This is a genomic window from Desulfofalx alkaliphila DSM 12257 (genome assembly GCF_000711975.1).
In the GTDB taxonomy this organism is placed as follows: Bacteria; Bacillota; Desulfotomaculia; order Desulfotomaculales; family Desulfohalotomaculaceae; genus Desulfofalx; species Desulfofalx alkaliphila.
The window spans coordinates 307,134-319,491 of sequence record NZ_JONT01000001.1; the positions used below are offsets into that span (position 1 = coordinate 307,134).

Genomic DNA, 12,358 nt, shown 5'->3' on the forward strand with positions numbered 1-12,358 from the left:
CTATTCCAGTTTTAAATCTTCTTTTACCAACTGCACCCCTGGCATTGGTGTGCCGTTATTACCCAGGATGATAATATAAAAGCCTTTTTCCTGATAGCTCTTTATGAAATTGCGGTACGAGTCTTTGTATACGCCGCTGTAAATCATATCTGCCTTTTGATCGAGGTATTTTTTATGCCGGTTAAAATCAAAAAACACCGAGGGCAAATTTTTCTTAGCCTTTTCCAATTGCTCTTGGGATATGTTTTTAATTAAGTCATCTAAAATAGAACGGCTTGAAATTTTAATAGTAATCATTTTTTTTACTTTTTTAATGGCTACCTCCAAGTCTTGGTCCATGCCCAATACTTCGGTGGGTGCCCCAAAGTATAGAGGATGTTCGGGCTTTAGCGGAGTAAGGTTTGGTTTCATAAACTCCATTATTGTGGCCGTTCGCAATAGATTATCAAAATCTATATGATCAAGCATTAACACTGCATACTGCTGCCCCTCTATTTCAGAGCTGCCTATACCTATCTTAACTACATAGCCTTGTTCCATGCAAAAACCTCCCTGATAGTTTGACAATACCTATTATAGCATTTCCACCTATTTCTTAAAACCTACCAAATTTATGTCCATTGCTGTCTTGTGCTGACAGAAAAAAAAGGCGGAGTTTAATCCGCCTATCTTAATAACCGGCCCTTAGGCCGCCTTATGTTTTTCTTTAATCATTAAACCAACCACAGCCATTACTATGGCCGGAATCACCCATTCCAGTCCCTGTTCCCGCATGGGCAGGTAAGAAAGGGCACTGCTAAGCATTGTCAGTTTAATGCCTAGGTTGTTTGCCACATCCAGCAGTAAATTGGTTAATACCAACACTGTGGTGCCGCCCACGGCTGCCACATACACCGGCTTTTTACCGCCAAATAAGTTGTGTGCCAGCGAAAGCAATACCAGTACAATAACAATTGGGTGGACGGTAACAAGCAGGGGAACAGATACTTCAAGTATTTTAGCAAGTCCCATGTTGGAAAGCAGTAAACTTACCAGCACGGCGATTATACAAACGGTATTGTAACTGATCTTTTCATTTGTCAACCTGTTAAAAAAGCGTCCGCAGCTGGATACCAGGCCGATGGCAGTGGTTAAGCAGGCCAGTGCTATTGTTATGGCCACAACCATTTGGCCGGTGGAGCCCAATAAACTTTTAGTGAGATAAGCAAGCAGCTGCCCCGGGTTGTCGCCGGTAAAGTTGGAGCCTGAGGTGGCCCCCACATAAGCCAGGCCCACATAAACAGCGGCCAAGCCGGCGGCAGCAATGACACCTGCCCAAATGGTAACCCGGGCTATTTCATTGTTATTGGTTATGCCCTTGGCTTTAATGGCATTTACAATTACCAGGCCAAAAATCACCGAAGCCAGGGCGTCCATGGTGTTGTATCCTTCCAAGAAGCCTTGGGCAAAGGGGGATGTATATTGGCTGACGCCCACAGTGCCCATGGGGGATACCATACCCTTATAAATAATTACTCCCAAAAAAAGCAATAGGGCAGGCATGAGAAACTTTCCGACGTTGTCAACAATTTTAGTGGGACGAAGAACATATAATAAGGTGATACCAAAGAAAATAAAGGTTGAAATTGCTAAAGCTAATTTTGCTTCACCCGGTGTGTTGAGCTGTAAAAAAGGAGCTATCCCAACCTCAAAGGTGGTGGCTGCTGTACGGGGAATAGCCAGAAGGGGTCCGATAGACAAGACCACCACTGTGGTTATTACCTTACTAAAAAGCGGATGCACCCGGTTAGCAAGGTATTGCAGGTCGCCCCCTGCCTTAGCCACTGCGGTTACCCCCAGCAAAGGCAAACCTACGCCGGTGGCCACAAAGCCCAGCACTGCCCACCACATCATTTCACCGGCCTGTAAACCCAGCATGGGTGGAAAAATCAAGTTTCCGGCTCCTAAAAACATCGCCAGTAAAGCCAGACCGGTAACCAAAACTTCTTTTTTTGTTAATTGCATTTCCTATACTCCTATCTAAGTAATGTTTAAAGAAATAATAAAAAAATCGCCAAAAAGGACGATGGGACCCCTATTTTCAATTTGCAACAAGTAGTAATTTATCATTAACGCTGTCAAGTGTCAACTGGAAAATGACATAATACTATTAGTGCGGTGCTTTGGCAGGAAAAAAGTAAGCGGCCGCTGAATAATATCATTAAAGTATAGCTGCCAATAACAGTTTTTTATATTAATACTATCAATAGAAGAGGGAGGATTTCAGTTGAATATTGCGCAATGGCACAGGGACAAGTTAGGAAAGGTTGTTGTGGAAAAACTAAAGAAGAACTTATTTGACGCTGTTTATTTTTCTAATAAAGAGCAAGCGGTGGAATTTGTGTTGGATAAAATTAAGCCGGGAGACAAGGTAGGAATTGGCGGTTCAGTGACCCTGGTAGAATTAAAGATACCTAAACTGGCTGAGGCTAAAGGTGCCCAGCTGTTAAATCACAACCTACCCGGTTTAAGTGCAGAGCAAAAATTGGAAATAAGACGGCAGCAGTTATTAAGCGATGTGTTCTTAAGCAGCAGTAATGCACTGACCCTGGATGGCTACCTGGTAAATATAGACGGTGCAGGCAATAGGGTAGCTGCCATGACCTTTGGTCCTAAAAAGGTAATTGTGGTGGTGGGCGTAAACAAAATTTGCAAAAATGTACATGCAGCCTTTGAAAGGATTCAACTTATAGCGTCGCCGCAAAACAATAAGCGGCTCGGCTACCCAAACCCCTGTGTTGATACCGGCAGCTGTATCGATTGTCAAACAGAAACCAGGATATGCAGAATATACTCTGTTATGAAAAAGAAACCCCTGACCACTGACCTGACAGTGGTGGTTGTGGGAGAGGAATTGGGATACTAAGGGCGGGTCATGGGACCCGCCCCTTTAATTAAGAAAGAGCTTATACCCCCAGGGTTTTTCCTTGCCGAAGTCCGTCTGTATTGTGTCCGGCGGATGTGAGGCCTAAAAAGAAACTGATAAGAGCAACTGTGCCTAAAAAACCGGCAAAAGCTAAACCAAATAACATTAGTATATTCCTCCTTTACAAATTTATTAAAATTTTATCACAGTAATATCTAGGTTGGAAGAGCTATATCTAAAAAGTTGCCGTTACTTGTTTTGATATTGGCGTGTAAAACAAGTTCAGGCAAAGGAGTGTTTATAATGGCCGAGAAAGGTATAAAGGTGCTGGAACAGCAAATCGAGATCTCTGCTAATTCGCAAATTATTAAAGGAGAAGATCTAGAAAAATTGTGGAGTTTTTTACAGCAGATAAAGCTTCTGGAGGGTTACTTGGAGGATATCTACCAATTGGAGGATATCGTGGTTTATAAATGTGCTGACTACTGGCGAATAGCTTTAAATAACGGTGAAGAATGGTCGGAAATATCTATATCTTTGAAAGAATCCCAATAAAGCCATTGACAGTTGAGTTATGTAAAGTAAAATAGAATATGGACAAACCGGTGAACTATATTTAAACCTGATCCTTAAATCTAATTTAGGTGGAATGATTAAACCATGTGGAATGAAAATATTATATTTTATGCTACCCTTGCAAGGCCAAAAGCAGGTGTGAGGTTTGATTCCGGAAATGAGTTTGCAAATGATTTAGAAGAGGTGGTGGAGAAAGTAAATGCCGCCTGGAAGGGTGACCGGATATTTGAAATTATTGAATACAGCGGATTATCGGTGAAGATGGCTTATCGTGCCTTAGATTTAATCCGTGGTCGAAGAACATTGACAAGGCATCTTCAAAAAGTATCAACAATGCTGGCCTACGATAAACAATGGAATGAAAAGGTAACCAGGAAAGCAGGAACAATCTTTACCGTAAAAATTATCGGCCATCAAAGGCCGGAATCTATTGCAGATACAGAAATAGATGACGGTGATATAGTTGACCGGGAACCCACAACAAATGAACTGTTAAAACAAATATTAGACACCCTTATAGATATTAGAGAAGAGATTAAGAAGTAATGAATTAAATCTAAGTATTTCTATTAAACTATTTGCTGGATAAAATAACATAATTATTAATTACTACTAAATGTAGTTAAAAATATAGCTGGCTGGAGGTGTAATCTAACAGGGTAGTTAACTATAGCTAGTAGTAATAATAATTATTTATTAACTGAACAACATCAATGTATTTATCTAAAAAAACAATGGTAAGTAAATACATTCCTATTTGTTCGGCTATATATAAAAATCATAAAGAAAAGTGGGGATAATTTGCTTAACCGTATATATCGTGAGTTTTTAGCTGGTATTACTGTTGCCGTTGTAGCTTTGCCCCTGGCATTGGCCTTCGGTGTAGCTGCAACGGGTACACCGGAGGGTGCTTTATTTGGTCTTTATGGAGCTATTTTTGCTGGGTTCTTTGCTGCCTTATTTGGTGGAACTAAAGGACAAGTTACCGGGCCCACCGGCCCCATCACAGTAGTTGCCACCGGGGTAATTGCTAAATTCGGTATTGAATTGGCTTTGGTTGTATTTATAATGGCGGGGATTATTCAAATCGCTTTAGGCCTTTTGCGCCTAGGTTCCTATGTAAAGTATATCCCACATCCTGTGGTTTCAGGTTTTATGAACGGCATTGCTTTGATCATTATTCTAGGGCAATTGCAACATGTGCAAGACAATATTTTATTGGTTGCATTAACAATGGCCATTATTTATTTATCCGATAAATGGATCAAGTTTATGCCCAGTAGCCTGGTGGGACTAATTGGTGGTACCATTCTGGCTGTGGCCATTTTTCCTTCCTTAGAGGGATTTGCAGTTTCAGTACCGCTTTTGCATCAATTTTTTGTAAGTGGTAGTATTAATTTCATTGGGTCAATTCCCCAAGCACTTCCCAGTTTGCATTTCCCCCCCTTGACAGATCCGGGGTTAATTTTAACTCTTTTACCCAGTGCAGTGAGCATTGCCTTATTAGGAGCAATTGACTCCCTTCTAACTTCAGTTGTGATGGATAACATCACAGGCACTCGCCACGATAGTAATAAGGAGCTGGTTGGCCAGGGCATTGGTAATATTGCCAGTGGTTTGTTTGGTGGGCTTGCCGGAGCCGGGGCCACCGTACGTTCGGTGGTAAACATCAGAAACGGTGGTAGAACGGCACTGTCTGCCTGTATTCACAGTGTGGTGTTGCTCATTCTGGTGCTAAGTTTTGGCAATGCAACAGCCTATATTCCCATGGCTGCCTTGGCAGGAATTTTGATTGTAACAGGTATTAGCATGTTCGATCGCAACAGCTTTAAAACTATACCAACCACACCTAAGTCTGATGTTTTTGTGATGCTGCTTACTATGGTAATAACCGTAGCAGTGGACCTAATGGTTGCTGTGGGTATAGGTATTGCAATTTCTGCCCTCCTATTTGCCAAAGAATATGGAGACCGGGGAGTAAAAGTAACTAAGCTTGACAACATATCGTCATTGAACGGTGAAGATATTAAGACAATTAATGAAAACGCCAGTATTTTTGCCATTGAAGGCCCCATTTACTTTGGTTCCACTGACCGTATCATTGACAGTATTATTAACAGCACCGATAAGCAAATTATTGTTTTAAGGTTGGACGGTGTGCAATATATTGATGGCTCGGGCATGATGGCACTGCACAATTTGTTGGAACAGCTCAGTTCCCGGGGCAAAAAGGTGATTTTCTCTAATATTGATGGTACTGTGGAACAAAGAATTAAAAACATAGATGCGGTGGAGCCCAAACAAGAATTGCGGATTTTACCGCACAAGGAAGCATACAATTATATTTTAGAACACAGTAGGGCTTTAGCCTGCGAAACAAAGAATTAAATAAAAAGCACCTTGCAGATGGCAAAAACCCATTTCAAGGTGCTTTTTATTTAGGATATGTATTCGGAGTATACTTAGAAGGAGGAAAACTCTCCCTTGCCGAAACCGGCCTGCATAGGGGGGTAGAAGACTGGGCTAAAATTCGGTCGACTTGAAATAAAAAGAGCGGGAGCAATTCCGCTTTAGCTATCTATTTTCAGGTTGGGTTACGGTTGTGTTATTTGTGTGAAAAATAAAAACCCCTTGGCCTGTAGTTCAGTAAAGCCAAGGGGTTGCAAGTTTATAATTCTCCATTGGTGCCGAAGGTGGGAGTCGAACCCACACGAGGGGTGAGCCTCGCTGGATTTTGAGTCCAGTGCGTCTGCCAGTTCCGCCACTTCGGCATGATAAAGTTTTTCGGGAACATTAGTTATGATAGCACACCCTTTATACAAAGTCAATGCTTAGCATTGTAAAAGCAGGAAGTTTAACAAAAGTTATGGACAAAAAAATAAAAAACAGTCATAATTATATTCAGTCAATTTAATTTTCCTATAGCGGAGGAGGATGACAATGGCTAAAAAGAAAAAGCAAGATCCTGTCATAGATATAAAGGATCCAAAAACAAGAATATACTTAATAATTGGCGGTGTAGTGCTGGTGCTCTTATCCATAATGATTGGTATTGCCGCTGTATCTTCCGACACAGGGGATACTGATCAAGCTGCTAACCAACCACAAACCACTGACTCCCAAGCCTTGGAAAACACAAGACAGGTTACCATTAACACGGATATGGGTGACATAATAATGGAGGTGTACCCCGATGCCATGCCTATAACGGTGGGTAACTTTGAAAAGCTTATTCAAGAGGGTTTTTATGACGGTTTAACTTTCCACCGTGTTGAAGATTGGGTGGTTCAAGGGGGAGATCCTAACGGTGATGGCAGCGGTGGACCCGGGTGGTCAATAGAACTTGAAACGCATCCTGAACTTAATAACCGGCGGGGAATGGTGGCTATGGCCCGAAGTCAGGATCCCAATTCGGCCGGATCACAGTTTTATATTTTAAAAGAAGATGCCCCTGGGCTTGATGGCGACTATGCGGTGTTTGGCAAGGTTATAGATGGTATGGATATAGTCGATCAAATAGAAATTGGGGCAAAAATGAATAGTGTAACCATAGATTAACTGTAAAAACCCCGGGCCTCCGGGGTTTTCTGAGTATCACAGAAAATGTTTCAAAGCACTATTTAGTAATCATGTAAACTTCTGACAGGGGTTTAATTAAGAAAGGTATTGATACTCCTGTGTCGAATAATTATTTTAAGTGACTTAAATTAATTTTCCATTTGCTGCTTTATCTATTGAAGGGGGACCCAAAATTGTCTTCGACTGATCAGCAACTTGTCGAAAGAAGCAAAACCGGAGATTACCAAGCCTTTGAAGAGCTGGTTCAAAAGTATGAAAACAAGGTATATTCCGTGGCATATAGGTTTATGGGCAACCATGCCGATGCCTGTGATTTAGCCCAAGAGGCCTTTATCAAAATTTATAATGCTTTGCCGGGTTTCCGAGGGGATTCCAGCCTTATGACCTGGATTTATCACATAACTGCTAATGTTTGCCGTGATGAATTGCGCAGGAGGCAAAATAAGCAAACATATTCGCTAGATGATGAATTTCATGAAAATTTGCCCTCCATCTTAAACATTGTCAGTGACGAGCCTGGCCCTGAGGAAGAGATGGAAAGGCAGGAATTGCGCTTACAGGTGCAACAATGCCTAAATATGTTAAGTGAAGATTACCGTTTAATATTAATAATGCGGGAAATGCAAGAATTATCTTATGATGAAATTGCCACTGTGTTGGACTGCTCCCTGGGAACAGTTAAATCCAGGTTGAGCAGGGCAAGAAATGCTTTTAAACAAAAAATGGCTGCATTGGTGGAACATTCTACACAAAAGACTCGTCAATAGACTAAGGGGGGTGAAGTGATGAGGTGCCAGGATGTGTGCAAAAATTTGTCAGCATACCTTGACGGCGAAATTAGCAAAAATGATGCAAAAAAAATAGCTGAGCATTTACTGGTTTGTCATCACTGTCGGGCCCAATGGGAGGAATTGCAGACAACCAGCGCTTTACTGCGCGATATGCCGGAAGTGGTGCCGCCCCCGGAATTCATGACCGGTTTACGTGAAAGGTTGGCCTCAATGCCTGCCCCAGAAGCAGACAATGATGATAGAGAAGGATTCTTTGAAAAGTTGCGCAGTGTAGCCCGGGCGCCATGGTACAAGGTGGTTGCCGCTGCTGCAGTGTTTAGCTTGGCAATAGGTATCACCACACTGTGGAATGGTGGTAATGTTAATATTATTGACCATGATGGTGTACAGAAAACTAAACACCAAGTTAACAATTCTCGACTACAAGTTCCTGCTTATATTCCGGTAAAGCCTGGAGATACATCGGTGGCCCTTGGCGACTCAAAGGTTGGTGATCAAATGACCTCTGATGAGCCCGGTGCAGGCGGCAACGCCCAGCCCCAGGGATCGGAAAATGGTAATGTGAATACCACTGAGCCATCAGCCCCTGCAACATCAACGGGGCGGCCCGAGTCGGTCAATGGTGGCCCTGCACCGGCCAATGTTGGTGTTAGCAGCATCGATGTAAATGTGACCAATTTGGTATCCACCTCTTCTGTCATGAAGATTGCAGTTAATGATGTGGATAAAGCCAACCAAAAGCTGGCCTCTATCGCCAGAAAGTATGGTGGTCATGTTACCGGTACCGGCATCAACGTTCCAGTGGGTAACTACTCACCGGTGCTTGCTGAATTGTCTTCTTTGGGAGAAATAGTTGCTAATATACCCAGTGATAAGGACTTAACAGCTGAATACCAGAGTGCGGTTTCAGATTTAAAAAGAAAACAGCAAGTGGAAAATGAACTAATAAATGCCATTAATAACTCGTCCGGTGACCCGGTGCTGGAACAACAGCTAAGTGAGCTACAAGGTGAAATTAAAGCACTGGATAATAGAATTCAATCCCTGGCAAAGAGTGCCAACTATATTAAAATTAATATTACCTTTACCGCATCAAATTAAGCTGATAAATAACCTGTAACTTATTTAGTTACAGGTTATTTTTTAGATTATCTTGCTAATCCATTCAAAACAAGGTAAAATAACAGAGACATTGAACTGCAATAAGGAGGTTTGAGATATGCGTGAAAAGGTGCAGGAAGCCCTGGAAAAAGTAAGACCCTTTCTTCAACGGGACGGGGGAGATGTTGAGTTGGTAGATGTTACTGAAGACGGTATTGTTAAGGTACGTCTTCAAGGTGCTTGCCAGGGATGCCCCGGTGCAGTGCAAACTTTGAAGTTAGGCATTGAGAGGGTACTAAAACAAGCAGTTCCTGAAGTAAAGGAAGTAGTACAGGTATAAAGTTATTTCTAAAAAACAAGCTTTGCAAAGGAGCTTGTTTTTTTATTTTTTTGATAAGATTATCCTCTGGTTTTGGCTGTTACAAATCCCTTGTCAGTTTATAAAAGACCTTCTTTCCGGTTAACCTAATCCATAACAGAAAGGAGGTTATATGATGCAAGAACAGGTGCAAGAAGCCTTAGAAAAAGTTCGGCCCTTTCTCCAGCGTGATGGCGGAGATGTGGAATTGGTAAGTGTTGAAGAAGGAGTTGTAAAGGTAAAATTAAAAGGAGCTTGCCACGGCTGACCCGGGGCAACACAGACCCTAAAAATGGGGATTGAGCGGTCGCTCAAGCAAGCAGTGCCAGGAGTAAAAGAAGTGGTACAGGTTCAATAAAATAACTAAAAAAGTGGCTTGCGCCAAGTCCTTATGGATGCCGGCGTAAGCCTTAACTTGTTTAAACTATCTAATTTTATTGGGGCAAAGAGTAGTTATCACTTCTAACAAATTCTAAGAAGACTTGAACCACTCGATTTTTATGCCGCCTTCTTGGATAGACAAGATATAATTCTCTGTTTAAATTCAACCCTTCAATTTCTAAAACGGAAATTCTACCGAGGGTTTCTTCTTTTTTTATTGCCCACCTTGAAACGATGGAAATGCCCAAACCAGCTTCAACGGCATTAACCACTGCGCCGGTACTACCCAGTTCCATTACAATATTTAAGTCTTCCCGGGGTAAGCCGGCTTCACTCAATTTTTCCTCCAGTTCCAACCTGGTTCCCGAGCCTATTGAACGCCAAACCAGGCGCTCGCCGGCCAGTTGCTGTAAGTTAACTACACCTTTATTGGCCAAGGGGTGATCCTTGGGTGTTATTACCACCAATTGGTCGTCTAGAAACTTACAGTATTCTAATTTTTTGTTTTCAGGCTTGGTGCCAACGGCACCCAACTGGGCACTTTCATCCAGCAAGTGGCGTAGCACGTCTTTAGAATCTGATATATGTAATGAGATATGAACTTCGGGGTAGTGTTTTTGAAAAGCTCCGATTACATAGGGAAGTATAAAGTGGCCGGGAATCGAACTGGCCCATATTACCAGCTTGCCCTTAACGGTTTCGCTTAAATCCCGTATTTCCCGTTCTGTTTTATTAATCAAGTCAAGAATTTCAATGGCATTTCGGTAAAGCACTTCCCCTGCAGGTGTAAGTGTAATCCCGCGCCCTCGGCGTTCTATCAAACCTATACCAAAATAATCCTCTAAGGCATTGATTTGCTTACTGACAGCGGGTTGAGTAATATGTATTTCTTGGGCAGCCAGTGATAGGCTTTTTTTATTTACCACTGTAATAAAAGTTCTTAATAATGCGGTATTCAATTTATTCACCTCAAAATATATTATATATCTTTTATCGTGAATAAGAAAAATATATTTAGTTGACAAACCGTTAAGTTTTGTGAATTTTAACCATTACTTTCCGGTTTCTGGGTCCGTCAAATTCACATAAGTATATTCCCTGCCAGGTACCCAGTTGAAGGGTGCCGTCTGTGATTAATACTGTTTCTGAGGCCCCAACCAGGGTTGCTTTAATATGCGCATCGGAATTACCTTCGCTGTGTAAATAATTATTATGCACCGGAACCAATTTATTTAAGGCTCCTAGCATATCTGTAACCACTGTGGGATCTGCATTTTCATTAATGGTGACCCCGGCTGTGGTATGGGGAATAAAAATATAGCATATCCCGTCAGTTACTTTGCTTTGCTGTAGCAGCTTTAGTATTTCTTTTGTTAGGTCTACCATTTCAGTGCGTTGATGGGTTTTAACCCTAAAGATATAATTTCGGGTCATAATATCACCTGCAATTTATTTAGCCATGTTAATTTAACTTATCATAGTTAGCAACTTTAGTCCAGTTGGTGGGGCTTGTAACTGGGTAAAGTGTCAGTAGTTTTAGACAGCATGGGTGAAATTTTGCACTAATAGTCGAAAAATATGATAGAATAATTTATATATCAATGGCCTTTATATAAAATAATTGCATGAAGGTATAATATGGGGGGACGAGGTTTGAATATAGAGAGATTAAGAGTATTTAAAAAAGTGGCTGAGCTGAAGAGTTTTACAAGGGCTGCAGAGGAACTGTTTATGACCCAACCGGCAATATCGAAAAATATAAAACTGGTAGAAAAGTTTTACGGTGTCAATCTTTTTATTAGGATGGGCAATCAAATTGAACTAACGGATGCCGGAAAAAAATTATTGCAGTTTGCCAACGATATTTTAGAATTGGCAGACGAAGCAAAGGAAACACTTACTGATAATAAAAGCCAGGCAGAAGAAAAAATTGTTTTAGGTGCAGGATCCACAGTGGGAGTATACCTGCTTCCCCAATTATTGGAGCAGTTTGTACGGCGCTACCCCAATATAGATTTTACTATTGAAATAAGTAATGCCAAACAGGTATTGGACAAGGTTACGGAAGGATCAATTGAAGTTGGTGTAGTTGGTGCCATTGTTCGTCGTCCTAACCTAGAATATGTGCCTTTAATGTCTGAAAAACTGCAATTAATTGTATCCAATCAGCACCCCTGGGCCCGGCAGGGGAAGGTGGCTGCAAAAAAATTATGCCAGCAACCCTTTTTCTTGAGGGAAAAGGGTTCGGGCCTTAGGTACCTGGTGGAAGAGAGACTGCATAAAGCCGGGATACAACTGGAACATGTTACTGAATTGCCAAACAATGAAGCCATATTAAGATTAGTAGAAGCAGGTTTGGGTGTATCAATTATGTCTGAGAATGTCATTGCCCAGGACCTAGAACTTAATCGTGTTCAAACAGTTCAAATTGAGGGAATGCAGCTGGACCATAACTTTTACATGATTTATAGAAAAGAAAATGTATCCGGTTCACTGAAGAAATTTATACGGTTTATAAATGAGGATATATATACATTAAATGGAAGTGGAAACATAAATGGCCTTGTGTAAATAGGTTTTTTATGCAAACGGAATAAGACGAAGGATGTTCAACTCCCCAAGAAAGTGTTAAAAACACTTTCTTGGGGTTTTTTACGGTCATAACAG

Annotated in this window: 15 protein-coding genes and 1 tRNA gene; 10 read left to right on the forward strand and 6 right to left on the reverse strand. The window is 41.4% G+C overall.

The genetic code is table 11. From position 1 onward, the window contains the following. Both BR02_RS0101565 and brnQ read right to left on the reverse strand, forming a co-directional pair. Entirely contained in the window at positions 1–540 is a 540-nt protein-coding gene (locus BR02_RS0101565) for a hypothetical protein (RefSeq protein ID WP_031513545.1), read from the reverse strand. Positions 541–684: 144 nt separating this feature from the next. After that, positions 685–2,004 (reverse strand): branched-chain amino acid transport system II carrier protein, encoded by a 1,320-nt coding sequence (gene brnQ, locus BR02_RS0101570; RefSeq protein WP_031513548.1) that lies wholly within the window; start codon positions 2,002–2,004, stop codon positions 685–687. A gap of 262 nt (positions 2,005–2,266) precedes the next feature. Between brnQ and BR02_RS0101575 the strand changes: the two genes are divergently transcribed. Next, positions 2,267–2,905 carry a lactate utilization protein gene (locus BR02_RS0101575; RefSeq protein ID WP_031513550.1) on the forward strand — a complete coding sequence of 213 codons (639 nt, stop codon included), beginning with the start codon at positions 2,267–2,269 and terminating at the stop codon, positions 2,903–2,905. 40 nt (positions 2,906–2,945) lie between these two features. Here BR02_RS0101575 and BR02_RS15965 read toward each other — a convergent pair whose 3' ends face one another. Next, the gene (locus tag BR02_RS15965) at positions 2,946–3,071 is read right to left on the reverse strand and encodes a hypothetical protein (protein WP_274377098.1); all 126 of its coding nucleotides are present in this window, start codon (positions 3,069–3,071) and stop codon (positions 2,946–2,948) included. A gap of 137 nt (positions 3,072–3,208) precedes the next feature. Between BR02_RS15965 and BR02_RS0101585 the strand changes: the two genes are divergently transcribed. The 3 genes from BR02_RS0101585 (at position 3,209) to BR02_RS0101595 (ending at position 5,869) form a co-directional block, all read left to right on the forward strand. After that, positions 3,209–3,460 (forward strand): hypothetical protein, encoded by a 252-nt coding sequence (locus tag BR02_RS0101585; RefSeq protein ID WP_031513551.1) that lies wholly within the window; start codon positions 3,209–3,211, stop codon positions 3,458–3,460. A 159-nt stretch (positions 3,461–3,619) separates the two neighbouring features. Further along, positions 3,620–4,027 carry a hypothetical protein gene (locus tag BR02_RS0101590; protein WP_207640966.1) on the forward strand — a complete coding sequence of 136 codons (408 nt, stop codon included), beginning with the start codon at positions 3,620–3,622 and terminating at the stop codon, positions 4,025–4,027. Positions 4,028–4,282: 255 nt separating this feature from the next. Further along, on the forward strand, positions 4,283–5,869 hold the full coding sequence (locus tag BR02_RS0101595) for a SulP family inorganic anion transporter (RefSeq protein ID WP_084170884.1): 1,587 nt from the start codon (positions 4,283–4,285) through the stop codon (positions 5,867–5,869). 294 nt (positions 5,870–6,163) lie between these two features. Here BR02_RS0101595 and BR02_RS0101600 read toward each other — a convergent pair. After that, positions 6,164–6,252: transfer RNA gene (locus BR02_RS0101600), tRNA-Leu, on the reverse strand. A 169-nt stretch (positions 6,253–6,421) separates the two neighbouring features. Between BR02_RS0101600 and BR02_RS14650 the strand changes: the two genes are divergently transcribed. From BR02_RS14650 to BR02_RS15250, 5 genes are all read left to right on the forward strand, one after another. Beyond that, the gene (locus BR02_RS14650) at positions 6,422–7,039 is read left to right on the forward strand and encodes a peptidylprolyl isomerase (protein ID WP_031513554.1); all 618 of its coding nucleotides are present in this window, start codon (positions 6,422–6,424) and stop codon (positions 7,037–7,039) included. A gap of 194 nt (positions 7,040–7,233) precedes the next feature. Next, a complete protein-coding gene (locus tag BR02_RS0101610) occupies positions 7,234–7,827 on the forward strand; it encodes an RNA polymerase sigma factor (RefSeq protein WP_031513555.1) in 594 nt (197 codons plus the stop codon). Positions 7,828–7,845: 18 nt separating this feature from the next. After that, entirely contained in the window at positions 7,846–8,952 is a 1,107-nt protein-coding gene (locus tag BR02_RS14655; protein WP_031513556.1) for a DUF4349 domain-containing protein, read from the forward strand. A gap of 118 nt (positions 8,953–9,070) precedes the next feature. Continuing rightward, entirely contained in the window at positions 9,071–9,292 is a 222-nt protein-coding gene (locus BR02_RS0101620; protein WP_031513557.1) for a NifU family protein, read from the forward strand. A 154-nt stretch (positions 9,293–9,446) separates the two neighbouring features. Continuing rightward, positions 9,447–9,668 (forward strand): NifU family protein, encoded by a 222-nt coding sequence (locus tag BR02_RS15250; RefSeq protein WP_157834909.1) that lies wholly within the window; start codon positions 9,447–9,449, stop codon positions 9,666–9,668. A gap of 76 nt (positions 9,669–9,744) precedes the next feature. Here BR02_RS15250 and BR02_RS0101630 read toward each other — a convergent pair whose 3' ends face one another. Together BR02_RS0101630 and BR02_RS0101635 are read right to left on the reverse strand one after the other, a co-directional pair. Beyond that, positions 9,745–10,650: a selenium metabolism-associated LysR family transcriptional regulator gene (locus BR02_RS0101630; RefSeq protein WP_031513560.1), complete on the reverse strand. Its 906-nt coding sequence runs from the start codon at positions 10,648–10,650 to the stop codon at positions 9,745–9,747. Between the two features lie 70 nt (positions 10,651–10,720). After that, the gene (locus BR02_RS0101635; RefSeq protein ID WP_031513562.1) at positions 10,721–11,125 is read right to left on the reverse strand and encodes a secondary thiamine-phosphate synthase enzyme YjbQ; all 405 of its coding nucleotides are present in this window, start codon (positions 11,123–11,125) and stop codon (positions 10,721–10,723) included. Between the two features lie 219 nt (positions 11,126–11,344). Here BR02_RS0101635 and BR02_RS0101640 point away from each other — a divergent pair, with 219 nt between their 5' ends. Beyond that, entirely contained in the window at positions 11,345–12,262 is a 918-nt protein-coding gene (locus BR02_RS0101640; protein ID WP_031513564.1) for a selenium metabolism-associated LysR family transcriptional regulator, read from the forward strand. The last annotated feature ends 96 nt before the right edge of the window (positions 12,263–12,358 follow it).

What these genes read in the sequence shown, in the direction of transcription:
- BR02_RS0101565 (WP_031513545.1), bottom strand. Translation starts at nt 540, where the DNA reads ATGGAACAAGGCTATGTAGTTAAGATAGGTATAGGCAGCTCTGAAATA.
- brnQ (WP_031513548.1), bottom strand. Translation starts at nt 2,004, where the DNA reads ATGCAATTAACAAAAAAAGAAGTTTTGGTTACCGGTCTGGCTTTACTG.
- BR02_RS15965 (WP_274377098.1), bottom strand. Translation starts at nt 3,071, where the DNA reads ATGTTATTTGGTTTAGCTTTTGCCGGTTTTTTAGGCACAGTTGCTCTT.
- BR02_RS0101585 (WP_031513551.1), top strand. Translation starts at nt 3,209, where the DNA reads ATGGCCGAGAAAGGTATAAAGGTGCTGGAACAGCAAATCGAGATCTCT.
- BR02_RS14650 (WP_031513554.1), top strand. Translation starts at nt 6,422, where the DNA reads ATGGCTAAAAAGAAAAAGCAAGATCCTGTCATAGATATAAAGGATCCA.
- BR02_RS14655 (WP_031513556.1), top strand. Translation starts at nt 7,846, where the DNA reads ATGAGGTGCCAGGATGTGTGCAAAAATTTGTCAGCATACCTTGACGGC.
- BR02_RS0101620 (WP_031513557.1), top strand. Translation starts at nt 9,071, where the DNA reads ATGCGTGAAAAGGTGCAGGAAGCCCTGGAAAAAGTAAGACCCTTTCTT.
- BR02_RS0101635 (WP_031513562.1), bottom strand. Translation starts at nt 11,125, where the DNA reads ATGACCCGAAATTATATCTTTAGGGTTAAAACCCATCAACGCACTGAA.